General features: G+C 54.2%; 16 protein-coding genes. 12 read left to right on the top strand and 4 right to left on the bottom strand.

Annotation, left to right across the window (positions count from 1 at the left end; all coding sequences use genetic code 11):
- The first annotated feature begins 8 nt into the window (after positions 1-8).
- The 3 genes from EII14_RS06820 (at position 9) to radA (ending at position 2,578) form a co-directional block, all read left to right on the top strand.
- The gene (locus tag EII14_RS06820) at positions 9-470 is read left to right on the top strand and encodes a hypothetical protein (protein ID WP_124931798.1); all 462 of its coding nucleotides are present in this window, start codon (positions 9-11) and stop codon (positions 468-470) included.
- 360 nt (positions 471-830) lie between these two features.
- Positions 831-1,175 carry a MerR family transcriptional regulator gene (locus EII14_RS06815; protein WP_124931797.1) on the top strand — a complete coding sequence of 115 codons (345 nt, stop codon included), beginning with the start codon at positions 831-833 and terminating at the stop codon, positions 1,173-1,175.
- Between the two features lie 2 nt (positions 1,176-1,177).
- Positions 1,178-2,578 (top strand): DNA repair protein RadA, encoded by a 1,401-nt coding sequence (gene radA, locus EII14_RS06810; RefSeq protein WP_124931796.1) that lies wholly within the window; start codon positions 1,178-1,180, stop codon positions 2,576-2,578.
- Between the two features lie 185 nt (positions 2,579-2,763).
- On the opposite strand, the gene EII14_RS06805 is transcribed toward radA, so the two are convergent.
- Entirely contained in the window at positions 2,764-4,224 is a 1,461-nt protein-coding gene (locus tag EII14_RS06805; RefSeq protein ID WP_124931795.1) for an aminoacyl-histidine dipeptidase, read from the bottom strand.
- Positions 4,221-5,219, bottom strand: coding sequence for a lysylphosphatidylglycerol synthase transmembrane domain-containing protein (locus tag EII14_RS06800; RefSeq protein WP_124931794.1), 999 nt, complete (start codon positions 5,217-5,219; stop codon positions 4,221-4,223). Before EII14_RS06800 ends, EII14_RS06805 begins: the two co-directional genes overlap by 4 nt.
- A gap of 117 nt (positions 5,220-5,336) precedes the next feature.
- Between EII14_RS06800 and rsmA the strand changes: the two genes are divergently transcribed.
- The 6 genes from rsmA to EII14_RS06770 all read left to right on the top strand — a co-directional run bounded on the left by rsmA (position 5,337) and on the right by EII14_RS06770 (position 17,186).
- The gene (rsmA, locus tag EII14_RS06795) at positions 5,337-6,149 is read left to right on the top strand and encodes a 16S rRNA (adenine(1518)-N(6)/adenine(1519)-N(6))-dimethyltransferase RsmA (RefSeq protein ID WP_124931793.1); all 813 of its coding nucleotides are present in this window, start codon (positions 5,337-5,339) and stop codon (positions 6,147-6,149) included.
- Positions 6,150-6,218: 69 nt separating this feature from the next.
- Positions 6,219-7,820 (top strand): C10 family peptidase, encoded by a 1,602-nt coding sequence (locus EII14_RS06790; RefSeq protein WP_124931792.1) that lies wholly within the window; start codon positions 6,219-6,221, stop codon positions 7,818-7,820.
- A gap of 308 nt (positions 7,821-8,128) precedes the next feature.
- A complete protein-coding gene (locus tag EII14_RS06785; RefSeq protein WP_124931791.1) occupies positions 8,129-8,554 on the top strand; it encodes a DUF1934 domain-containing protein in 426 nt (141 codons plus the stop codon).
- Between the two features lie 20 nt (positions 8,555-8,574).
- Positions 8,575-9,936 (top strand): dipeptidase, encoded by a 1,362-nt coding sequence (locus tag EII14_RS06780; RefSeq protein ID WP_124931807.1) that lies wholly within the window; start codon positions 8,575-8,577, stop codon positions 9,934-9,936.
- A gap of 34 nt (positions 9,937-9,970) precedes the next feature.
- The gene (locus EII14_RS06775; protein ID WP_124931790.1) at positions 9,971-14,587 is read left to right on the top strand and encodes a translocation/assembly module TamB domain-containing protein; all 4,617 of its coding nucleotides are present in this window, start codon (positions 9,971-9,973) and stop codon (positions 14,585-14,587) included.
- A 4-nt stretch (positions 14,588-14,591) separates the two neighbouring features.
- Positions 14,592-17,186, top strand: coding sequence for a BamA/TamA family outer membrane protein (locus EII14_RS06770; RefSeq protein ID WP_233569401.1), 2,595 nt, complete (start codon positions 14,592-14,594; stop codon positions 17,184-17,186).
- A gap of 692 nt (positions 17,187-17,878) precedes the next feature.
- Here EII14_RS06770 and EII14_RS06765 read toward each other — a convergent pair.
- On the bottom strand, positions 17,879-19,513 hold the full coding sequence (locus EII14_RS06765) for an NAD(P)/FAD-dependent oxidoreductase (RefSeq protein WP_124931789.1): 1,635 nt from the start codon (positions 19,511-19,513) through the stop codon (positions 17,879-17,881).
- A 411-nt stretch (positions 19,514-19,924) separates the two neighbouring features.
- Here EII14_RS06765 and EII14_RS06760 point away from each other — a divergent pair, with 411 nt between their 5' ends.
- Positions 19,925-21,193, top strand: a complete 1,269-nt coding sequence (locus EII14_RS06760) for an adenylosuccinate synthase (protein WP_124931788.1) — start codon at positions 19,925-19,927, stop codon at positions 21,191-21,193.
- A 125-nt stretch (positions 21,194-21,318) separates the two neighbouring features.
- Positions 21,319-22,524, top strand: a complete 1,206-nt coding sequence (locus EII14_RS06755; protein ID WP_124931787.1) for a saccharopine dehydrogenase family protein — start codon at positions 21,319-21,321, stop codon at positions 22,522-22,524.
- A gap of 225 nt (positions 22,525-22,749) precedes the next feature.
- On the opposite strand, the gene EII14_RS06750 is transcribed toward EII14_RS06755, so the two are convergent.
- On the bottom strand, positions 22,750-24,672 hold the full coding sequence (locus EII14_RS06750; RefSeq protein ID WP_124931786.1) for an HD domain-containing protein: 1,923 nt from the start codon (positions 24,670-24,672) through the stop codon (positions 22,750-22,752).
- A gap of 198 nt (positions 24,673-24,870) precedes the next feature.
- On the opposite strand from EII14_RS06750, the gene EII14_RS06745 reads away from it, so the two are divergent.
- Positions 24,871-25,731, top strand: coding sequence for an RNA polymerase sigma factor RpoD/SigA (locus EII14_RS06745; protein ID WP_124931785.1), 861 nt, complete (start codon positions 24,871-24,873; stop codon positions 25,729-25,731).
- Positions 25,732-26,077 lie beyond the last annotated feature (346 nt).

Genomic DNA, 26,077 nt, shown 5'->3' with positions numbered 1-26,077 from the left:
AACAACGCGTGGCAGGCTTTCTTCACAATAAGCCTGCCACGCTTTTTTGTATCCCTCTCTCGCATTTTTCCCCGTCAAACGAACACCCTGCCTTCGCCCTTCTCAAAAACTTCTTCAACAGCCACTACGCGACCGCCAAAACGGCTTTTCTCCCCCTATTTTTTGTTTTTTGCCGTTTTGCCTTCACCAAAACATCTTTTCTTTTGATTTTCAGCGCGTTTCTTGCGAAGGCAAGTGAAGGCAAAGCTGTTAAGGGAACTTTCAATAGACTGGTAATCAGAATCCTTACGGTGAAGGCAAAATCCACTCTTTGCCTTCACTTGCTTTCACCGACGAAAGAGGAAATACGGCTTTTTCGAGTGAGTGAAGGCAAAAATCCCTTCCAACGACATGATATTCAGATGCTTGCAGATCCTTCTTTTATTTTGCCTTCACTTGCCTTCACCGTAAGATATATGAATATCAAATGATTAAATCGTTTTGCGGAGGCAGTGAAGGCAAAAAGCAATCAATAGGGTAACGCGCGCGTGCGCGAGAGAGAGGCAGAAAGAGGATGGCGAAACCGGAAATCGTCACTACCTCCCATGTAGCGTTTCCCACCTCTGAACTAAACAAATCTACCTCCATTGCCGTTTAGCCCGATTCGCCACGAAACCCCAAAACGGCATTCGACGTTCGGATTCCGTTCCGGTTATTTTTCGGCAAACAGCCATGACAACGCCATGTTGTCCGATCTCTTCGGACGAAACTTTTTTCGGCGGTTGTTCGGTTGCAAAATAATGTGTATTTTTGTGCTCGAAACCACAACGCTTCTCTTTCCATTTATCACTATGCCACTTAATCCCAACAAGAACCTCAAACTTTTTTATTCTATCGGTGAGGTCGCCGAACTTTTCGGTGTCAACGACACGCTGCTTCGCTTTTGGGAACGCGAGTTTCCGCAAATCTCTCCCAAGAAAGGCGGGCGCGGTGTGCGACAATACACACAAGAAGACATCGACATCATCCGCGTGATCTACAATTTGGTCAAGGTGAGAGGTTTGCGCATTGAGGCTGCCCGCGAGGTGCTGCGCAAAAATCGCGAAGGCACGGTGCAGGCCACCGAAGTGGTCGATCGTCTGCGCGCCATCAAAGCCGAACTTCAAACCATTAAACGCGAATTGGGAGAACTTTGACCATGGCAAAATCCAAAACAGCCTATGTGTGTTCGGAGTGCGGATACGACTCCCCGAAATGGGTGGGAAAATGTCCGGCCTGCCATGCTTGGAACACCTTCAAAGAGTTTACCGTTTCTGCGGCTGCCGCTCCCAAAAGCGGCGGTGCGGCAAGCGTTGCAGGGTTGCATCGCGAGCACAATCGTCCGCTTCGTCTGACCGACATCGTGGCCGGAGAAGAAGCCCGCCTCTCGACCTGCGACACGGAGTTCGACCGCGTTTTGGGCGGCGGTTTGGTGCCCGGTTCGTTGGTGCTTTTGGGGGGCGATCCGGGTATAGGAAAGAGCACGTTGCTGTTGCAGACGATCATGCGGATGCCCGACCGCCGCATTTTGTATGTGAGCGGAGAAGAAAGCGAAAAGCAAATCAAACTCCGTGCCGACCGCTTGCAAGGGGCGTCGTCGGCATTGCACTATGGCGAACGGCTGTATCTGCTCTGCGAAACGCAGTTGGAACATATTTTCGACCAAATCGGTGCTGTCGATCCGGAACTGGTGGTCATCGACTCCATTCAAACCATTCAAACCGAAGCCGTCGATTCTTCGCCCGGCAGTGTGACGCAGATCAGAGAGTGTGCGGCGGCTTTGCTGAAATATGCCAAAGACAAGGGCGTGCCCGTGTTGCTGATCGGGCACATCACCAAAGAGGGAAGCCTTGCGGGGCCGAAAGTGTTGGAACACATCGTGGACTGCGTGTTGCAGTTTGAGGGCGACCGGCATTATTTCTACCGCATTTTGCGCAGCATCAAAAACCGCTTCGGTTCCACGGCCGAATTGGGCATCTATGAGATGAACGCCGGCGGACTTCGTCCGGTGGACAACCCCTCGGAACTCCTTCTTTCCCACCACACCGAAGCCCTGTCGGGAGTGGCCATTTGTTCGGCACTCGAAGGGGTGCGCCCCTTTCTGATCGAAACACAGGCATTGGTTTCTACTGCGGCCTACGGCACGCCTCAACGCTCTTCTACGGGATTTGACCTGAGGCGGCTGAACATGTTGCTCGCCGTTTTGGAAAAGCGCGTGGGCTTCAAGCTCGGCGCGAAAGACGTTTTTCTGAACATTGCCGGCGGCATTCGGATTTCGGATCCGGCCATGGATTTGAGTGTCATTGCCGCCGTGCTCTCTTCCAATGTCGATACGGCCATTGAGAAAGGCGTGGCGATGGCCGGCGAATGCGGTTTGAGCGGAGAGATACGCCCCGTCACGCGGATCGACCGCCGAATTGCCGAGGCACAGAAACTCGGTTTCTCGCGTTTTCTCGTGCCGGAACAGAGTTTGAAAGGGTTGGACCGTTCGCGCTATCAAGACATTGAGCTGGTGCCGGTTTCGCGTGTGGAGCAAGCCCTGCGAGAACTCTTCGGATAGTTGTCAGAGCGCAACCAACCGCCACGCCGCTTGCTGCCCGACCGCCGCAGCAGCACCGCCGTGACATTTCCCCAAGACACAACGAAAAAAACAAAAAGATGCGACCGCGTCCTCTAAAATGAGGCGCGGTCGCATCGCTGTTTGCTGCAACAGATTTGAATGAAAGCGAGAGAAGAGCGGCCGAATTATTTTTTCGGAGCGCGCTCCAAAGTGGCGAGTACGAGTTGCCAATACTTTTCGACCGAGGGGATGTTGCAACGCTCGTTGGGCGTGTGCGGAGATTTGAGCGTGGGACCGAACGAAACGACATCCATGCCGGGGCAATGGCTGAGGATCACGGAACATTCGAGACCGGCGTGGATCACCTGCACGATAGGAGCTTCATTGAAGAGTTCGGTGTAGATTTCGGTCATCAGTTCCACGATTTCGCTTTTGGGAGAAGGTTGCCAAGCCGGATAGTCGCCACCGGTTTCGATCTTCATGCCGGCCATTGAGAAACAGGCTTCGAGTGTGTCTACGCAGTATTGACGCATCGAGTCGGAGCTGGACCGCACAAGGATTTTGACAAAAGCCTTGCCCTCGCCGATTTCGATGATCGACAGATTGCTCGAAGTCTCGACAATGGTGGGAAGATGCGGAATGAAGCGCAATACACCGTTGTGGCAGGCAAGAATGGCGTTCACAAGATTGTCTTGGATTTCTTCGGGAACGAGTGTGGAGGGTTGCGCGGTGTCTTCGCAAACGAGCGTCAAGTCGGGCTCGATATAGCCATACTCCTCTTGAAAATCTTTGAGCCATTCTTCGGCAACGACTTCTTTGAGTGCCGCGGCGTTCTCGGCAGGCAGGGTGAGAACGGCTTCCGCATCGCGCGGAATGGCGTTGCGCATGTTGCCTCCCTTCCACGAAGCAAGGCGTGCTTCAAAATTGGCAATGGCATCGGCCACGACACGTGCCAGAAGTTTGTTGGCATTTCCGCGTCCTTCGTTGATTTCGAGGCCGGAGTGTCCGCCGCGCAATCCGCCGATGACGACTTTCACGGCCACGTCGCCGCTTTCGGGGGCAGCGTTTTCGTATTCCAATTCGGCAGTGAAGTTGATGCCTCCGGCAGAGCCCACCATGAGTTCTCCGTGCGTTTCGTTGTCGAGATTGAGAAGGATTTCCCCTTTGAGAAGGCCGTCTTTCATGTAGTTCACGCCGTACATGGTGGTTTCCTCGTCCGATGTCATGAATGCTTCGAGAGGGCCGTGAGGAATGGTGTCGTCTTCAAAAATACCCATAATGGTGGCAATGGCCATACCATCGTCGGCTCCGAGCGTGGTGTTGCGCGCACGCACCCAATCGCCGTCGATCCATGTTTCAATGGGATCGGTTTCAAAGTTGTGGGGCGAATCGGGCGTTTTCTGCGGCACCATGTCGATGTGCCCTTGCAGGGTTATGGTTTTACGATCTTCCATGCCGGGCGTGGCAGGTTTGTACATCAGAATGTTGCCCGCTTCGTCTTGAAAGGCCTCAATGTTACGTTCGGCAGCCCAGTCGAGCAGGAATTTCTGTATTTTTTCCAAATGTCCGGAAGGACGCGGAACTTGTGTCAGTAAATGAAAATTGCGCCAAATAGCGGCAGGTTGAAGTTTGAGAATTTCGCTCATGGTATTTGTTTTTTAGAAGTTTTTTGTTGAAACATAGTAAGATCAAGCCATCCCCATGCACCCATTACGACAACGAGGAGCGTTTGGACGGCATGGACGAGAAAGGCAAAAAGAATGGCCGGAGCTTCGGCCACGCCGTAGAGCACGAGCATCGTTTTCACCGCGAAATGCCAAGGGCCGGCACCATTGGGCGTGGGAACAAGAACGGCAAACGATCCGGCACAGAAGATGAGCAAGCCGGCAAGAGGGTCGATGTCGGAGGTGAAATCGAAACAAAAAAAAGCGAGATAGAAATGCAGATAGTAGGCCGCCCAAATACCGATGCTGTACAGGATATAGAGCGGAGCGTTTTCCACTTTTCGCAACGAAGCCACTCCTTCAAAAAAGCCTTGCACTTTCTCACGTCCCTTTTTGAAGAGTGCCACCTTCCACAACAGCAATCCCAAAAAAGCCGCGGCCACAACGATGCACAACAACGTGACGAGATAGCCCGTTGAGGTAAATCGCGCCAACAGCTCTCGCGGTTGCGTGCCGGTGGTGTGCAAAAAGTTGAGAAACTGGGGCAGTTGGGAGAAAAAGCCGATCAGTGCGATAATAATCATGAGCGCGGAATCGACCACTCGCTCGGCCACCACCGTGCCCAAAGATTTGGAGAAAGAAACACCGGCATATTTTTTGAGCGTTCCGCAGCGTGTCACCTCGCCGATGCGCGGCACGGCCAAACTGGCAGCATAGGAGAGAAAAATGGCGTCTGAACAAACACGCGCAGAGGGATGTTCGTTGAGCGGACGAAGTGCCAACTTCCAACGCAGGGCACGGAATGTGAGCGGAACGACCCCGAATACTAACGAGAGCGACATCCAGCCCCAATGCAGTTCGTGGAGAAAGCCGTGCAGCATTTCTCTCCAATCGGTGCCGCGATAGATCCACCACAAAATACAAACTCCGAGCAAAAAAGGAAGAAAAAACTTGAATATGTTGATGACAGATTTCACTCGAACGGTATTTTTTTTGTATTTTTGCGCTTATAGAAAACTTGGGAAAGCTCTCCTCGGCACTTAGTTTGGGAGAAGCGAGCTTTACTCCGCAAATATACAAAAAAATATCATAGCATGAAGTCCGTACGTCCGAAAAAGAATTTAGGACAACACTTTTTGAAAGACCTCTCCGTGGCACGTGCCATTGCCGACACGGTCGATGCCTGCCCCGACCTGCCGCTGCTCGAAGTCGGCCCCGGCATGGGGGTGCTCACACAATACCTGCTGACAAAAGGGAGAGCGTTGAAGGTGGCCGAGATCGATTTTGAGAGCGTGGAGTATCTTCGGCGAAATTTTCCTCAACTCGAAGAGCACATCATCGAAGACGATTTTTTGAAAATGCACCTCGAAAACGTATTCGCAGGCCGTTCGTTCGTGCTGACGGGCAACTATCCGTACAACATCTCTTCTCAGATCTTTTTCAAGATGCTCGACTACCGACACCTCATTCCGTGCTGCACGGGCATGATACAAAAAGAGGTGGCCGAACGCCTTGCCGCCGCTCCCGGTTGCAAGGCCTATGGCATTTTGAGTGTGTTGGTGCAACTGTGGTATGACGTGGAATATTTGTTCACCGTCGAACCGGGCGTGTTCAATCCGCCGCCCAAGGTGAAAAGTGCCGTCATTCGCATGACCCGCAACGAGCACGAAACCTGCGGTTGCGACGAGCGATTGTTGCGGCGCGTCGTGAAAACGGCTTTCAACCAACGGCGAAAAATGATGCGCGGCAGCCTCAAACCGCTCTTTGCACAACTCGACGCCGAAAGAGGATGCACTCGCGACCACAGTGCATTTCTTGCCCAACCGCTCCTCACTTCGCGTCCCGAACAGTTGAGCGTGGCCGACTTCGTGGCACTCACCAACGCCGTGCAGGCAGAAATGCAATAGCCATCGCCGTCCGCCGATTGTCGGAACGCTCCTTTTTGTTTTATTCTCCGTTTTTGCCCATTCTGCTCCATGTTGCGACTTTTCGCCTTTTTGATCGTTTGCTTTTCGCTCACCGTTTCGGCCGACCGCGTCGAACCCTTGTTGCATGGGTGGGTGCGCCATCAGCTCGCCCCGTTCAACAATCGCGCACCGCAATGGACAAACTCGTCGGGCTTCACCTATGAGCAACGCACCAAAGTGGGCTGCGTGGCCACGGCTTTGGAAGAAATCATCAGCTATCACGGGCGCGATGTCTTACTGCTCGACACCCTGCCCGGTTGGAAGACGCCGAACTATGTGGTAGATACGCTCTTTCCCGGCACTCGCGTGGCGGTGTCCGACATTCTGCCGCGCTACGACGAGGGGAACTACACCGCACAAAATGCGGAGGCCGTGGCTTTGCTCTCGCAAATCTGCGGAACGGCTGCCCGCATGAACTATGGTTTGGAAGCCAGCGGAGCCGATCCCGAAAGACTCATTGCTCCGTTGCGCGAGGCTTTCGGTTGGAAATCGGCCGTTTATCTCGACAGCTACAAATATGCGCCCGACGATTGGAAAGCACTGCTCCGGCGCGAGCTCAGAGCCGGTCGTCCCGTGTTCTACACCGGCTACACGATGAACATTTTCGGACACGCCTTCGTGATCGACGGTTTCGACGAATCGGGACGTTTTCATTTCAATTTCGGATTTGGCGGTGCCTACGACGAAGGTTGGTTTCGACTTGACGAGCTGAGTGTTTTTGAACACCCCGACGACCTCACTCCAGACGGCATCAAGCAAGGTTTCTTTTGCAATCAAACGGCACTCCTCCTTTCTCCCGACAGCGTAGACTTCCACCTGCCCGACACCCTCGTGCGCAACGCGTCAGACGTTCGGGTCGAGAGCGTTCGCCCTTTGATGCCGCCTGTGGCCGATGTTTTTTCGCCGTTTGAAATCACCTTGCGCAACACCGCCGCTCAACCTCTCACCACACCGTTTGAGTTTTTCACCAACCTGCCTTCCGACACGCTCATCTTTCATCAAGGCGACTACGGAGCCCTCTTCGGTGCAACAATCCCTCCCGGCCAATCCGTCACCACTACGCTGCACTGCCGTTTCAAGCAATCGGGCGATCGCATCTTTCGGGTATCTCCCGACGACAAAGCCGTCGTGTTTGAAATGCCGATCTCCGTTTTGCCTCATCAGCCCGACGACGTGCGCTACTCCGCTCCCGAAGTGCGCTTTCTCAACACCTCAACCGCCGAAATATCGGTGACGCTGACCAATCTCGGAACGGGACGCAGCGGTCGTATGCTCACGTTCTGCCTCATGCCCTCGTCGCTTGTCATCAACGACGGCGACCACCGCCACTACGCCTATGCCTATCTCTCACCGGGCGAGAGCCGCCGCTTTTCGGCGCGTTTCTCCCAACTTACTCCGGGCAAGACGCACGCTTTTGCGCTCCGCAGTCCGTGGACGATACGCGCCCAAACCCTTTTCACGCTCCCTCAAAACCCCGACGGTGTAACTTCTCTCCACATGTCCGACGCCGACATCAATGCCCCGACCTATGATTTGTTCGGTCGCCGCGTGCAGCCCGATCGCGTGGGAGGTCTGTTCATTCGCAACGGCAAGAAACTGTTTTTGCAATGATTGCCCCCTATCGCTTCGAAGCACCGACAAAAGCTCGTTTCGCAACATTCGCAATGGCCTGCCCTCTATCTGCGAACAACGACCTCTCAGCTGCCGAAAACTACCTTTGAGCTAAAAAAATCCACCTCTGAGGTAGAAAATTCTGCCTCTGAGCTAAAATTTTCCGCCTCTGATATGGATTTTCCGGCCTTCCGTTGTAGACATTCTGCCTTTGATGTAGCAACCGCCGCCTCCCATGTGCTTGAAAACTCCTCCTCGGAGCGTCGCATCGTTTTCTCTTTTCGTTGTTCCAACTTCACATTCCGCCCATGATCTATCCCGCTCGATTTACCTCCGTGCTTCACATCGTTTCTCCGGACGGCGATTCCGACGAAATCTGCCACGAAGGCCGCTCCATGGTGGCTTTGCGCGACGACGGCACATGGTCGTTGCGCTACACCGATGACGACAACGGCGGACAAACCGCTTTGCAGGGTGCTCCGCGCTGGATGTCGATCACTCGCGACGGCGAAGTGCGCTCGCATCTGCTCTTTCGGACGGATCAATGTCTGGAAGCCGTTTATCGCACCCCTCACGGCGATTTCGATCTCTCCACCCATGCCACGGCATATAGTGCCTCCGTCACTCCTGACGGCGGTCGAATCAATCTTTCCTACGATCTGCTGATCGACGGAACCCTCACCTCTAAAAATAAACTCACGATCGAATGGGAAAGCCTATCTGCCCATTCCTAACCCCTCAATATCCCGACATCATGCAAAACATTCAATCCTATATCGTCGAAAACGAATCGCGTTTTCTCGAAGAATTGTTTTCTCTCATTCGCATTCCCAGCATCAGTGCCCACCTCGAACGCAAACCTGACATAGAGCGATGTGCCGTTCGTTGGAAAGAACTATTGCTCGAAGCCGGAGCCGACAAGGCCGAAATCATTCCCTCCGAGGGCAACCCCTTTGTTTATGCCGAAAAACACGTGAGCGACACTGCCCCCACCGTGCTCATCTACGCCCACTACGACGTGATGCCGGCCGAGCCTTTGGACTTGTGGCACTCCGATCCGTTCGAGCCCGAAGTGCGCGACGGACACATTTGGGCACGCGGTGCCGACGACGATAAGGGGCAATCCTTCATTCAAGTCAAGGCATTTGAATATCTCGTGCGCCACAACCTCCTCACCCACAACGTGAAGTTTATTTTTGAGGGCGAGGAAGAAATCGGCAGTCCCTCGCTCACGGGATTTCTCAAAGCTCACCGCGAATTGCTCAAAAGCGACGTCATTCTCGTGAGCGACACCTCCATGCTCGCTCCCGAACTTCCCTCGCTCACCACCGGCCTGCGCGGATTGGCCTATTGGGAAGTCGAGGTCACCGGCCCCAATCGCGACCTGCATTCCGGACACTTCGGCGGAGCCGTGGCCAACCCTGCCCTCGTGTTGTGCGAGATGCTCGCCAAAATGATTGACGAGCGCGGCCGCATCACCATTCCCGGCTTCTACGACGACGTCGAAGAACTCTCGGCCGAAGAGCGCAAGATGATTGCCTCCATTCCTTTCGACGTCGAAGCCTACAAACGCTCGATCGACGTGGACGAGGTGCGCGGCGAAGAGGGCTACTCCACGATCGAACGCAACTCCTGCCGCCCGTCGTTCGACATCTGCGGCATTTGGAGCGGCTATCAGGGCGAAGGCGCAAAAACCGTGCTCCCCTCCAAAGCCTATGCCAAAGTGAGTTGCCGCCTCGTGCCTCATCAGCAACACGAGAAGATCCAACAACTCTTCATCGACTATTTCCAAAGCCTTGCTCCAAAAAGTGTGCGTGTGAAAATCACTCCCCTGCACGGCGGCGAAGGCTATGTCTGCCCCATTTCGCTTCCGGCCTATCAGGCTGCCGAACGCGGTTTCGAGGAAGCCTTCGGCAAACGTCCCCTTGCCGTTCGTCGCGGTGGAAGCATTCCCATTATCAGCGACTTTGAACAAGTATTGGGCGTGAAAACCGTGTTAATGGGCTTCGGATTGGAGAGCAACGCCATCCACTCACCCAACGAAAATTTCAGTCTCGACATCTTCCGCAAAGGCATCGCCGCCGTTGTGGGCTTCCACCTCAATTACAAAGGCTAAACCTCCTGCGGCTTCGGCCGCCCCACCTCCCGATATGACAAGATTGCATAAATTCGGCAAAGCCGCGAGCATCTCTCTCGGAGTGCTCGTCGGCCTTGTGTTTCTCCTCATGGCCTTGTTCTACCTCCCTCCCGTTCAGCGGTGGGCGGCAGACAAAGCCATGTCGGCATTGGAAGAAAAAACGGGCATCAGGGCGAGTATTGACAACATTCGCCTCACCCCCTTCTTCGACTTTCGACTCAACGGTTTCTCCGCCGTCGATGCCGAAGGCGACACCCTCGTGCAGGCCGACGGTTTGCTGTTGGACGTCGCCTTTCTTCCGTTGTGGCAGGGACGTGCCGACATTTCCGGTTTCGACTTGGAAACGGTGCGGCTCAGCACCAAACAGCTCGTGCCCGATGTGCGCATCAAGGGGTTCGTGGCGCGACTTTCGGTCGAAACGGTCGGTGTCGACGGTTCAAAAGAAAAGATGCGCCTTGACCGTCTTTTGCTCTCCGGTGCCGATTTGGCCATTGCTCTGTCTGACACGGCACAAAAAGACACCGCCTCCGCCCCAAGCCGTTGGGTGATCGAAGTGGGGCAAGCACAAATTCGCCACTCTCGCCTCTCCGTGTCCATGCCCGGCGACACGCTCCACCTCTCGGCTCACATGGGCGATGCCCGTCTTGTGGGAGGTACGTTTGATTTAGGCCGACCGTACCACGCTTTCCGCCGCCTGACCATTGCCGACGGTGCCGTTTCGATGAATACCTCTGCCCTGCCGCTGCCGCAAGATGCTCTTTTCGACATTCGCCACCTCTCGGTTGTGGTCGATACGTTGAGTTATGATTCGCATTCTCGTCTGCAATGCGGTGTGCGGCATGTCAGTTTCTCCGAACACCTGCGAGGTCTTTCCGTATCCGAAATCGCCGGCCGTGTCTACACCGACAGTTTGCGACTCTCACTTCCGGACCTCCGTTTCCGCACCCCTCATTCGCGCATCGACGCCGCCGTCGAGCTCGACCGGAATGCACTCACCGTCGGCAAAGGCGGTCGCATGCACCTCTTGCTCAACGGCCACATCGGTATGGACGACCTGATCCACACTGCCCACGACGTGCTCACCCCGACCGAGCGGCAAACATGGCAACGTCATCTGCATCAAGCCCTTCCGGCACCGCTCATCGCCGTGAAAGCCGAGGCCGAGGGCAACATGAACAGTCTTGCCCTCCGCGAACTGACGCTCCGCCTTCCCGACATGGCAACGCTGTCGGCCAAAGGCTTTGTAAATGCGGTATCGGCTCCGCACCGATCGGGACACATCTCTTTTTCGGCCGCAGGCCACAATCTTGCGCCGGTGCGCTCCTTGTTGCCCCCCGACCTCCGAACCACAATTCGCTTTCCGCGACACTTCACGCTCGGCGGCAATGTCGATTTTCGCGGCAACCGCTATCGCTCCGACTTCCGGATAATGCCCGATGACGGCCAACTGGTCGGAAATGCCGAAGTCGATCTCTCTGTCGAACGCTATGCGCTGAACACACGCATCACGCGCCTCTCCATTTCTCAGTTTCTCAACGCCAGTCCGTTCACACCGCTCTCCGGACATTTTTCTCTCCATGGCAAAGGTTTCGATCCGCTCGGCACACACTCTCACCTCCATGCCGATGCCAAAATCAGCCAACTTCACTACGATCGCTTTCCGCTCGGCGGCCTCTCTCTGTCGGCTGACGTGGAAAAAGGCAACGCACGATTGCAACTTTCTGCCGACAATGCACTGGTCAGCGGACGTGCGGACGTTGCCGCCAAATTGCGGCGCATCTACGACGCGGAGTTCGACATTGCCATTGACCGCCTCGACATGCAGCGTTTGACGGCTTCGACCGACACGACCACCCTCGGTTTCGGTTTCAAAGGAGCGTTGAAAACATCGCAAGACTTCGATCGTCTCTCGGCCGACGGCCGACTCAACAACATCAGAATCATCACGCCCCGCCGCGGTTTGATGTTGCGCGACATAGACTTTGATTTTGTTTCCACGCTCAACGCCACCTCCGCCCAGCTTTCGGCCGGTGACCTCTCCTTTGAGATGACGGCTGCCGACGGCTGGGAACGCCTCGCTCGACGCATGGCGCAACTCTCCGACATGATTGCCCGACAAATTGACCGACGCCACATCGACCAAACCACACTCCGCAATGCCCTCCCCGAAGTCTCGCTCCACCTCGCGGCAGGCACGGAAAATCCGCTTTCGGGCATTTTGCGCCACTTCGACTATCGGCTCTCCAACCTCTCACTGCGTCTCGACAGCGACCCTGCGGCGGGTCTCAACGGCCATTTCCGCGCCGGCGGTCTGGAAAAGGGAGGCCTCGTCATCGACACTCTGCACGCCTCATTGACACACGACGACGAGGGGATGAAACTCAAAGGCACGATCCACAACGACCGCCACACCAACCCCAATCCCTTCACCGCCCGGCTGAACGCTTATTTGTTTGAAAACGGCGTGGGAGCCGACCTCTCTTTTGCCGACGGAAGCGGAGAAACCGGATTGAGCTTGGGAGCAAAAGCCACTCTCGAAGCCGGCGGCACGAAACTGAGTTTCTATCCCGAAACCGCCATTGTGGCTTACAGACGCTTCGTGCTCAATCCCGACAACTTCATCTTTTTCGGCAACGATCGCACCATACGCGCCGACCTGAATTTGCTGGCCGACGATGGAACGGGTCTGCAAGTGTACAGCGCAGGAGCCGACCCGACGAAAAACGACATCACCTTCTCTCTCAAAGAGGTAAATCTGAAAGAGCTGTCGAACGTCGTGCCCTATCTTCCCGAAATGGGCGGACATTTGAGCGGCGACTTCCACCTCATCGACGACCACCGCCACCTTTCGGCCATGGGCACCATGGAGGCGCGCAACTTCTCCTACGAAGGCGCGACACTCGGCACACTCGGCGCAGAACTGGTCTATATGCCCAAAGACAACGACGAACACTATGCCGACGTTTTCATCACCTTTGAGGGGCAGGAGGTGGCCGAATGCAGCGGCTCCTATTTCAACAAAGGCGAAGGTTCGTTTGTGGGAACAGCCGAATTGAAATCCTTTCCGCTCCACCTGCTCAACGGATTTTTTGAAGGCACCGAATTTGCGCTGAAAGGCATCGGCGAGGGAGCGATCCGTCTTTCGGGAAAACTCGATGCTCCCCTCATTAACGGCCGTCTTGATCTCAACGACGCCCACATTTACAGCAAAGTCTACGGCGTGGACTTCGCCATGGACGAACGCCCCGTGGAGTTCAACAACTCCCGATTGGAGTTTTCCGACTATGCCCTCACCTCCACCGACGACAATGCCCTCACCCTCAATGGGCACATCGACATGAGCCGGCTCGACGACATTCGACTTGCCCTCGACATGAAAGCCGAAAACTTTGCACTGATCAATGCCCGCAGGCAGCGCGAATCGCTGGTGTACGGCAAGGTCTTCACCGACTTTTCGGGCACCGTTCGCGGCACGCTCGACAAAATGCGGGTAAAAGGACGACTCGACGTGCTCGGCTCGACCGATGTCACCTATCTGCTGATGAACTCGCCGCTGAGCGTGAACGACGAACTCGACGGCTTGGTCACTTTCACGGACTTCTCCGACACAATCGCCGTGGCACTTCCCCAAGAAGAGAAAACCTCCGGTTTCGATCTATCGCTCGGCGTCAATGTGCATCCCGGAGCCAACTTCCACTGCTTCCTCTCCAACGACGGCGAAAGCTATGTCGATGTTTCGGGCGAGGGCAACCTCCGCCTGCGCATGACCCGACAAGGAGAAATGCGGCTCACGGGACGGCTCACACTCGACGAAGGCAAGATGAACTATGAGTTGCCCGTCATTCCGCTGCGCACGTTTACGCTTGTCCCCGGATCGTTCGTGGAGTTCAAGGGCGATGTGATGAATCCCACCCTCGGCATCAAAGCCACCGATCGCATCAAGACCATCATCACCGAAGACAATCGACAAAGAGCCGTCGTTTTCAATGCCGGTGTCAATATCACTCGTACGCTCGAAGACATGGGACTCGAATTCATTATCGAAGCCCCCGAAGATCTTTCGCTCCAAAACCGTTTGGCGGCCATGTCTTCGGAAGATCGCGGCAAAGCGGCCGTCGCCCTCTTGGCCACGGGCATGTACATCAGCGACGACAATCTCTCCGCCGGCGGTTTGAAAGCCTCCAACGCACTCAATGCTTTTCTGCAAAGCGAAATTCAGAACATCGCCGGCAAGGCACTCTCCACCATCGACGTCTCGCTCGGGCTTGAAAGCGGCGTCAGTGCTTCGGGGGCCGCCACGACCGACTACTCTTTCCAGTTCTCCAAACGCTTTTGGAACAATCGTATGCGCGTCATCATCGGCGGTAAGGTTTCGACGGGTGCAGAAGCCACCAACAATTCCGAGTCCTTCATCGACAACATCGCGCTCGAATATCGCCTCGACACGTCGGGCTCACGCTATGTCCGCGTGTTCTACGACCGCGACAGTCACGATCCGCTCGAAGGCACGCTCATGAAAACCGGAGCCGGCCTCGTGTTGCGTCGCAAAAGCGACAACATCGGCGACCTGTTCCTTTTCCGACGCAAAAAAACTCCTCGTCCTTCCCCCACTTCCGAAACACAGCCATAACCTCATGAAACGCATCTCTCTCCATTTGTGCGGATGCCTTGCGGCGGTCGTGTCGGCGTTGTCTTCCTGCTCAATCACCGAACACGTCCCCTCCGGCGAGTATCTCTATACCGGCATCAAACGCATCGTTTACGAAACGGAGCGTTCGTCGGGCATCGCTCCCCGCAATACTCCTACCGACTCGACGGGAGTCATCGCCTCGATCGCCGACGCCGTCGGAACGGTGGAAAGCGTGATGAGCGGAAACGCCCGAAAAACACCGCTCACGGAAAGCGAAAAAGCCGCACAAGCTGCGAAGTTGGCCAAAGAAGAGCGGCGCCGACAAAAGATTCGCGAGAAATCGGAACGCCGCACCATGACCGAAGCCCGCGAAGAGATTTCGGCCGTGCTGGCCTATGCCCCCAACGGCGCGCTCTTCGGATCGTCGTCGTTCACCTCTCCGTTGAAATTCGGACTGAGGGTCTACAATCAATTTGCAGACTCGGAAACCGCCGTCGGCAAATGGTTGTTCAACACGTTTGCCGAAGCCCCCATTTTGGTGTCCAACGTGTCGCCGGCCACACGTGCCAAGGTGGCCGCCAACACGCTGCGTAACTTCGGATATTTTCGTGCCGAAACCGACCATGAAGTGCTCGTTTCCCCCGATCGCCGCAAAGCGCGTTTGGCCTACTACATCAAGCCCGGCCGCTTGTTCTATCTCGACTCCGTGGCCTATGTCGGTTTCGATCCCGTGGCCGACTCCCTGCTGAGCCGCACCCGACGCGAATGCCTCCTCCGAAAGGGCGAGGCTTTCAACGTGCGACATCTGACGGGAGAACAATCGCGCATCGAAACCCTCATGCGCAACAACGGCTATTTCTTCTATGCACCGGGACACACCGTCTTTCAAGCCGACACAATGGCGCAAAAGGGATTTGTGCAACTGCGTGTGCTGCCCTCTCCCGGACGTCCGCAAAACGCACGCCGCCCGTGGCACATCGGCCACACCCACATCACAATCCGCGACGCCAAAGGAACTCCCGTGGCCGCCACGCTCGAAGTGCCGAACTACACCTTTCGTTTTTCCGGAAAAAAAATCCCCTTGCGAGCCGGCATTTGGCAGCGCGCCATTGCCCACCGCCACGGCAATCTCTACTCCTTGGCCGATCAGAGATCCACGCTCGAACGCCTTTACGGCATGGGCGTGTTTTCCTCGATGGACATCGACTACGTTCCCCAAGACACCACCTCTGCCGCCGACACCCTCGACCTCTACATCACGGCCAACATGGCACCGGCCTACGACTCTTCGTTTGAGATGTATGGCACCCTCAAATCCAACGAACAAATCGGGCCGGGCGTGAGCTACGAATTGGCCAAACACAATGCCTTTCGAGGAGGCGAAACGGTGGAATTCAAAATCAACGGCAACTACGACTGGCAAATGGGCAGCGGCCGCAACGGCGGCAACTCTCTGCTCAACAGCTATCAGTTGGGCACGCAGTTGAGTTTTAAGTTTCCGCGCCTGCTCCTTCCCGGCTTCATGCAGAGCCGCGCCGACCGCATGTTTCACCGCAGCCTCACCGACACCCTTGCCCGACGGCCTTCCCCCCACTTGCAGCCGGCCTTTTTAACAGGACAAAACCGTCCCGTCGTCGGTTCCACCGTGTTTTCGCTCAATGCCGACTGGCGCAACCGATCCGGATTTTTCCAACTTGTCACCATGGGCGGCGACATGACCTACAAATGGTATAGACATCCCCGCTACACGCACGAGCTGACCCTCCTCAATCTCGAATACAACCGCATCCTCAGCACCACCGCGGCATTCGATTCAATCACTTCGGCCAATCCGGCACTCTTTGCCTCGATGCGCAATCAGTTCATTCCCTCTTTGTCTTACAGCTTCACCTATCGCTCCCGCGAAACCTCTCGTCATCCCAAGTGGATGCAGTTCACCGTCAAAGAGTCGGGCAATGTGCTTTCGGCCTTCTACAAGGCTTTCGGAAAATCGTTTTCGACCCAAGAAAAACTGCTTTTCGGCTCGCCCTTTGCACAATTCGTCAAAGCCACGGCCGAGTTCCGCTATTCGCGCATGCTCTCTTCGCGCTTTCGTCTGGCCACCCGTGCCTTTGCCGGCGCGGTGTATAGCTATGGCAACAGTTCCCACGCGCCATACAGCGAGCAGTTCTACATCGGAGGTGCCAACTCCGTGCGCGCATTCAGCGTGCGCACCGCCGGCCCCGGAGGCTACGATGCCCCGACTTCCGTCTACTCCTACATCGACCAAACGGGCGACATCAAACTCGAAGCCAACGCCGAACTGCGGGCACATCTTTTTGGTTCGCTCCACGGCGCGGTCTTCCTCGATGCCGGCAACATCTGGCTCATGAAATCCGACCTTCTGCGCCCCCAAGGAGAGATCTCGGCCACCAATCTGCGACGCATCGCCGTCGGCACGGGCTTCGGGCTGCGCTACGACCTGCAATTCCTCGTGCTCCGCTTCGATGTCGGCATCGGCCTACACGCTCCCTACACCACGGAGCGAAAAGGCTTTTACAACATTCCCCGCTTCCGCGACGGTTTGGCCTACCATTTTGCCATCGGTTATCCCTTCTGACCGAAAAGGGCAGGAGGCGTCGGTTGAGAAAAAGGACATCGCTTTTCGGATCACCTACACCACGCGGCGGAAAATCTACATAAGGCGCAGGCGCGTCGGCCTCTGAGGTAAGTTTTTCTACAAAGGAGGGCGTGAGCGTTTCGACATTTCCATTTCTCCGAAATACTCTCTCTCGCGCACGCGCGCGTTACCCTTATGATGACTTTTTGCCTTCACTGCCTCCGCTAAACGACTTAATTATCTGACTATCAAACGACTTACGGTGAAAGCAAGTGAAGGCAAAATGAAATAAGAGATTGCAAGAGTATGAATATCAGGGGATTGGGTCTTGTTTTTGCTTTCACTCCCTCGAAAAAGCCGTTGTTTCGTCTTTCGTCAGTGAAAGCAAGTGAAGGCAAAGAGTGTTTTTGCCTTCACCGTAAGGGTGCTGATTTTTAGATTATTAAAAATCCCCTTAAAGGTTTGCCTTCACTTGCCTTCGCAAGAAACTTGCTAATTATCAGGATGATAAGCGTTTTAGCGGAAGCAAAACGGCAAAAAACAAAAATAAGGGTAGAAAATCGACGTAGAAAACGATTTCTCCGCCGACATCGGAAGAAAAAGAGTTGTCGTTTTCTTTTTCCGATGTCGGCGGAGATTTTTTCCGACTTAAAAATCGGCAAGCCCGATTGTCGGCGCGTGCCCGTTTCGCGTCATTTTTCGGCAAGAGCCGCTGCCACGGCCTCCGCACAGCGTTCGCCGTCCATGGCGGCCGAAACGATGCCGCCGGCATAGCCTGCCCCCTCGCCGCAAGGATAGAGGCCGGAGAGGCGGATGTGGCGAAGGGTGTCGGTCGTGCGCGTGATGCGGAGAGGTGCCGAAGTGCGTGTTTCGGCGGCGATGAGAACGGCTTCGTTGGTGAGAAAACCCCGACTGCGGCGACCGAAGACGGCAAACCCTTCGCGAAGACGGGAACCGATGAAACGCGGTATCCAAAAATGCAGGGGAGAGGCGATGACACCGGGGGCATAACTGGTGCGGGGAAGATCGGCCGAAAGACGCCCGTTCACAAAGTCGGCCATGCGTTGAGCCGGCGCACATTGCGAACGACCGCCCTGTATCCAAGCCGCACGCTCAATGGCTTCTTGCAAATACATCATGCGAAGCGGATTGCCCCGATCGTCGATGTCGGCATGGAGAGCGGCAAAACTGTCGTCGTTCATGGCTTCGTCAAGAAACGGCTTCAACTCGCCGTCGAGATCTTCGGGACGCGTTTCCACCACCATGCCGGAGTTCGACCATTTGCCACCGCGACTGGAAGGGCTCATGCCATTGACCACGAGTTGTTCGTCTGCGGTGGCCGCAGGCACGACATAGCCGCCGGGACACATGCAGAAACTATACACGCCACGGCCGCCCACTTGCTGCACAAAAGCGTATTCGGCGGCAGGGAGATATTTGCCGCGCCCCATGGGGTTGTGGTATTGGATTTTGTCGATAAGACAAGAAGGGTGTTCCAACCGAACGCCCATGGCCACGCCTTTTTGTTCGACATCGACACCGGCGGCGCGGAGATAGCGATAGGTGTCGCGGGCGGAATGGCCGATAGCCAAAATGACGGGAGCATGAAATTCGCGACCGTCGGCGCAACCTACACCGAGCACCTCGCTCCGATCGGCCGAAAAGAGGAGTCGATCGACACGGGTGAGAAAATGCACCTCGCCGCCGCAACTTTTAATCTGTTCGCGCATGGCTTCGATAATGGCCGGCAGACGATCGGTGCCGATGTGAGGGTGGGCGTCGGCAAGAATGTCGGTGGAGGCTCCGTGTTGGCAAAAAATGCGAAGTATGCGATCGACGTCACCACGCTTTTTGGAGCGCGTGTAGAGTTTGCCGTCGGAATAAGCTCCCGCACCGCCTTCGCCAAAGGCATAATTGCTATCGGGATCGACAACGTGCTCGCGAGAAATGCGGGCGCAATCGGCCTTACGGGCACGAACATCGCGCCCACGTTCCAACACGATCGGGCGGATGCCCAGTTCGATCAGGCGCAGCGCGGCAAACAAACCGGCAGGGCCTGCACCGACCACCGCGACGGAACGAGATTTGGACACATCGGGATAGTCGATGCGCTCATAGGCCGTTGTGCAGGGATTTTCGTTGATGTAGACTTCAAGCGTGAGATTGACAAAAATGGTGCGTTGGCGCGCATCGATGCTTCGCTTCTTGGGGCGAAGGGCGCGTATCTCGTGTGGTTCCACCGACAGCTCTTGCGCCACATGACGGCGAAGGGTGGAAGCAACAAAAGCGATGTCGGGAGTGACACGAAGTTGGAGGGTGGTGATCATGACAGTGTCGATTGAAGAGAAAAAGCCCTTGAAAAAACAACGCCTTCCGCCTCCTCTCAAAAAGCAGAAAGGAGGAGAAACGCCAACGAGCTTTGAGGTAGCAAAAATACAAAAGTTTTTTTGCATATTCGCAGCGGAAACCTTATCTTTGTAGCGAAAACAACCATTTATATCGAAGAACAAGCAAGTATTGGGAAGGAATTGAGATTTGATTTGCTTTTGTTTTTCGTCGGTCTGCCGATGGAGAAGAAGTGTAGCGGGCTACACGACTGATCGCCAACAGCGGAATGGCGGAAAAGATAGGCAACGACGGTGTCAAAGGAAACAGCGACTGCCGACGAAGACATGTCGTTCTATTCTCCATGCCTTCTTATAGGCTGTTCTTCATAATTGTCACGCTCAACTACAAACATGGCAAAAGGAAAAGTAGATGCCTTGCTCGGCATCGTGTTTGGCGACGAAGGAAAAGGAAAGGTCGTGGATTTTTTCACTCCTCGCTACGATTTGGTGGCGCGGTTTGCCGGAGGCCCCAATGCCGGCCATACCATTATTTTTGAAGGTAAGAAATTTGTGCTCCGTTCGATACCGTCGGGTATTTTCGACGAAAACAAAATCAACATCATCGGCAATGGATGTGTCATTGCCCCCGACCTCTTCATGAACGAAGCCAAAGAGGTCGAAGCCGCAGGCTACTCCATCGACCGACGCCTCCTCATCAGCCGAAGGGCACACTTGATTTTGCCTACCCACCGACTGCTGGACAAAGCCTATGAAGCCGCAAAAGGCAATGCAAAAGTCGGCACGACGGGAAAAGGCATCGGCCCGACATACAGCGACAAAGCCGCGAGAGTGGGTTTGAGAGTGGGAGACATTGAAGAGAATTTCAAAGAGAAATATGACGCCCTCAAAGCACGACATCTGGACATATTGAACGATTTGGGATGTCGGGACTTGGACATTTCGGCGGAAGAGAAAGTTTGGCTCGAAAGTGTGGAATATATGAAAAAATTCCGCCTCTGCGACACCGAAATCGAAATCAACCGCGCACTGGAAGCCGGTCAAAACGTGTTGGCCGAAGGAGCACAAGGCACATTGCTCGACATCGACCACGGCACCTATCCTTTTGTTTCCTCCTCATCGACAACGATCGGCGGCGTGTGTACCGGACTCGGCATCGCTCCTCAAAACGTGGGACGCGTGTGGGGCATCTTCAAAGCATACAGCACGAGAGTGGGAAGCGGCCCGTTTCCGGTGGAATTGTTTGACGAAACGGGAACGGAAATACGTCGAATAGGCAAAGAGTTCGGAGCCGTAACCGGACGCGACCGCCGATGCGGATGGGTCGATCTCGTGGCCTTGAAATATGCCATTATGATCAATGGCGTGACGGACTTGGTGATGATGAAAGCCGACGTGCTCGACACCTTCGACAAGATTAAAGTCTGTGTGGCCTATGAGAAAAACGGCGTCCGCACGGAAAGCATGCCCTACGACACGGAAGGTTGGACGGCCGTGTACGAAGAATTGGAAGGGTGGAAAACACCGCTTTCCGACATCCGCAGAGAAGAGGACTTTCCGAAAGCCTATGCCGACTATATCGACTATCTTGAAAAAGCACTGAAAACGCCTATCGCCATACTGAGCGTCGGCCCCGAACGCGAGGCGACAATCATACGGTAAGACCCGACGCCTTTCATGAAACATCGCATCGACACGCACCATTGCCGGGCAATCGAGCATTGCGGCGACTTCATGAAGACAACAGACATTAGCATTTCATCAAACAACAAAAACAAAACACTTCAATGGGAAAGATATTGATCATCGGAGCCGGCGGCGTGGCCACTGTTGCGGCCGTCAAGGTGGCAAAAAACTCCGACGTCTTTGACGAAATCATGATTGCCAGCCGCACCAAATCGAAATGCGACGCCATCGCACAACGCATTGCCGACATGGGCTTGCGCAACGATGTCAAAATCGCACAAGTGGATGCAGACGAAATTCCGCAACTTGTGGCACTCTTCAACGAGTTCAAACCCGACCTCGTGATGAATCTTGCGCTTCCTTATCAAGACCTCACCATTATGGAGGCCTGCCTCGAATGTGGCTGCAACTACCTCGACACGGCCAACTACGAACCCAAAGACAAAGCGCATTTTGAATATTCATGGCAGTGGGCTTATCGCGAACGCTTCGAGAAAGCCGGACTTTGTGCCATTCTCGGTTGCGGTTTCGACCCCGGCGTGACATCTATCTACACCGCCTATGCCGCCAAGCACCATTTCGACGAAATTCACTACCTCGACATCGTAGACTGCAACGCCGGCGACCATGGAAAGGCCTTTGCCACCAATTTCAACCCCGAAATCAATATTCGAGAAATCACCCAAAAGGGAATGTATTGGGAGAACGGCAAATGGGTGGAGACCGAACCTCTCGAAATCCATAAAACGCTGAACTATCCCAACATCGGGCCGCGCGAAAGCTACCTCCTGCACCATGAAGAAATTGAAAGTTTGGTGATCAACTTCCCCACAATCAAACGCGCACGCTTCTGGATGACTTTCGGCCAGGAATATCTCACGCATCTCCGCGTGATCCAAAACATCGGCATGGACTCGATTGTGCCCATCAACTACGAAGGCCACATGATCCAACCCTTGCAATTCCTCAAAGCCGTGCTGCCCAACCCCCAAGATCTCGGAGAAAACTATGAGGGTGAAACGTCGATCGGTTGCCGCATACGAGGCATCAAGGACGGCGAAGAACGCACTTACTACGTGTACAACAACTGTTCGCACCAAGCGGCCTACGACGAAACGGGCATGCAGGGTGTGAGTTACACCACGGGCGTACCGGCCTGCATCGGCGCCCGCCTCTTCATGCTTGGTCTTTGGAATAAACCGGGCGTACACAACGTGGAAGAGTTCGATCCCGATCCCTTTATGGAAGAACTGAACAAACAAGGTTTGCCTTGGCACGAAATCCACAACGGAGATCTTGAATTGTAACACAGGAAAGACCGGAAGAACTCCTTTAACCAACCACACCGCCGCAACTTCAAAACAGAAGTCGCGGCGGTGTGGCGGTTTAAGCGGGACCTATCGGATGGTTCTCTTTTGAAGCCGGCGGAAGGCGATACGCCCAAACATCAAGTCCGATGTTCAAACGATGACACGGCTCATTTGGTTGGTATTGAGAGAACTTACGGAAACCTCCATTGCAGTTGTGCAATGCTATAATTTATACACTTCGTCGACGCCGTCAATGGTGGCCAAACGACGCACTGCAACACGAAGTTCTTCGGCAGAATGGACTGAATAGTGTACCGTACACTCCACGATGTTATCGGCCATTTCGGTGTGCAGGTATTCCATCGACAAATGCAGATCTTCCGTCAGACAGCACACGATGTCGCGCAACAAATGGCAACGGTCTATGGCACGAATTTGCGTTCTGACGGGATAAAGCAAATGGTCTTGTGCCATAAATTCCACATCGACCATCGCATCGCTCCTCCTTGCGGAAAGACTGATGGCCATGGGACAGTCGCGACGGTGTATGGTGGTCTTTTCGTCTTCGACAAAGCCGATGACTTCTTGCCCCGGAAGCGGAGCGCAAACCTCGCAGCGATGAGGGGCTTGTTGATGAGTGCGCCGCAAAAAGGCTTTAAGAAATTTCTTCGCCTTGTAGGTCTTGATATGATTTACCCAATCGGGCTTGGGAGCAGCCTCCGGATGAATTTTGATCTCCACGCAGTTACCCTGTTCCAATGGCGTTTTGAGCGACGCGAGGCGGCCGTCGATACGTGCATATTGCGCATGCGCTCCCTTGCCAATCTCGAATGCGAAATCAATGGCCGTGGCCTGTTGGGGCAACATAAAAGCACGGCCGGCTTTGTCGTAGACGGTGATGTCTTCGCTGTAAAGTGCCGCCGTCACTCCTTCCATATATTGCACATCGCCGTCATTTTCGGCCACTTGTTGTAACATCAGACAAAACTTATCCAACCACTGCCGATCGTCTTTCGTCAGAAAACGATTGGTGCCGACGGACGGTTGGTTGGCATCATCGAATTTATCGAGTATCAGCCCCAACTTCGTGCGCTTCACCATTTGCTCGGAAGAAATATGTATCTCCTCCCAAATCCCCTCATTGCCAAGCAGCTGAACATGGAAAGACTGATAACCGTTTTCTTTGGGATTGTCGATGTAGTTGAGAATACTTCCGGTTTTCTCTTTGAAATGATTGGTCAGAACACCATAAATCCGCAGACAAATGGCCTTATCGCGTCGCTGTCGATCCTGAGGCGAAAGCCGTTCGCGGTCATAAATCACCCGAATGACGTATCGATGCTCCACATGAGAGAAGTCGCGCCCGGTTTTCCGCATTCGTTTGTCTATGCTGTAAGGCATGCGGTAGCGCACCTCGGTACGTACATATAACTGATGTTCGGCCAACAAGGCTCTCATCTGTTCGGTGAATTTCTCCAAACGATCCGCATTGTATGCTATATCGTCGGCCAACAGCTTTTCAAGACGTTCGTAACGATCCGAACAACGAAACTTGAAAGAAAGATTTTCCAATTCTCGCCGAAGCCCGTGCAATCCCAAGCGATTGGCAAAAGGAGCATAGAAAAAGTCGGTTTCTCCGCCGATTTTCATTTGCTTGACCGGCTGCATACTGCCCAACGTGCGCATGTTGTGCAAACGGTCGGCGAGTTTCACCAAAACCGCACGGAGATCGTGGCGCACGGAGTCGAGCAACTGTCGAAAATTATTTTCCTGACGATTGCAGTCGTTGGCACATTCGCTCTTCCCCTTGGGTTTGGTCACCACCTTTACGAGAAAAGCAACATCGTCGCCAAATCTTTCACGAATATCCTCCACGCCGTATGGGGTGTCCTCGACCACATCGTGAAGAAAAGCTGCCACGATCGAATTGGCGTCCATCAAAAACTCTTCTGCCACGATGCGCGCCACCGCCACGGGATGAATGATGTAAGGCTCTCCGGTTTTCCGTGTCTGTCCGGTGTGCGCCAAATGGGCAAATTCATATGCCTCCCGAATACGCACCAAATCGGCCGGCGCAATCCGTTCGGCAAGACGTGTCAGCATTTCGCTGACCACGGGTAAGCAAATGTCTTGATGATGATTCATGGTGTACGAAAGAGAATGGGACTTCGAAATTATAAAAAAATACGATTCTATCCGCACCATTCCTTGTTTTTCTTCAAAAAAACGCAATTCCGCTTGTATTTCACCCATAAAATTTGGAGTTTCGACCTTAGTTACGTATTTTTGCAACTCATTTGGGCACTTGTGCCCTTTTCTCATTTTAGTGTAAAATTCATCGACATGCGCCAATTAAAGATCTCACAAGGCATAACCAACCGCGGTGATGCGGCCATCGACAAATATCTCACCGAAATTGGACGTTTGGAACTCCTCACCATGGATGAAGAGGTGGAACTTGCACAACGCATCCGCCACGGCGACCAAGAAGCCCTCACCCGATTGGTGCAAGCCAATCTGCGTTTCGTCGTTTCCGTGGCCAAACAATATCAAAATCAAGGCATGTCGCTCAACGACCTGATCGACGAGGGCAACATCGGCTTGATGAAAGCTGCACAAAAATTCGACGAAACACGTGGCTTCAAATTCATCTCTTATGCCGTTTGGTGGATACGTCAAAGCATCCTCCAAGCCATCAGTGAGCAAAGCCGCATCGTTCGCATGCCCTTGAATCAAGTTGGTCTGCAAGCCAAAATCAGTCGGGCAAGCACGGAATTTGAACAACTTTATCAGCGTCGTCCCTCGGCCGAAGAATTGTCGGAAATACTCGACACCGACCTCGACCGCATCAAAGACAGCCTCAACGCCGGCGGAAAGAAGGTGAGCGTAGACGCCCCCTTCCAAGACGACGAGTCAAACTCGATGATCGACATCATGACCGACGACTCTGCCCCCGGAACCGACAGTAGCATGGAGCGCGAATCCCTCTCAACCGACATCGACACCGCACTGCAAGTTCTTTCCGAACGCGAACGTCTCGTGGTCAAAATGTTGTTTGGCATCGGTCGCACCGAAATGACGGCCGAAGAAGTCGCCACTTCTTTGAGCCTCACTCGCGAACGTGTTCGCCAAATCAAGGAGCGCGCCTTGCGTCGTCTTCGTGAAGAGGCCAACGTCAGCATCTTGCTGAAATATTTAGGATAAGCTCCGAAAGCATCGTCCCGCCCTCCCGAAAAGCCGAAACGCTCCATACAGATACAAAAGATCCGTGTTGAAGACTATTTGTTTTCAACACGGATCTTTCCTTTTCCTCTTGCTCTCGCCCTCATAACACAAGAAACCCGGCTTTCGTCCAAAAGCACACACACCGATACACACACGATCTTGCTCCGCAAAAACTTGCACGCCGACAAAAAACGATCAATTCGCCTCACGATACGTTATTCTCCAATGCTTTTTGGGCTTAATGGTCAAATGTACTCCTGAAAGGGGGCAAAAATGCTCTCTTTTTCATTTAATGGTCAAATGTACTCCTATAATAGTTGAACTC

Source organism: Alloprevotella sp. OH1205_COT-284 (assembly GCF_003859795.1).
GTDB lineage: Bacteria > Bacteroidota > Bacteroidia > Bacteroidales > Bacteroidaceae > Alloprevotella.
This window is presented reverse-complemented; position numbering and strand designations above follow the sequence as displayed.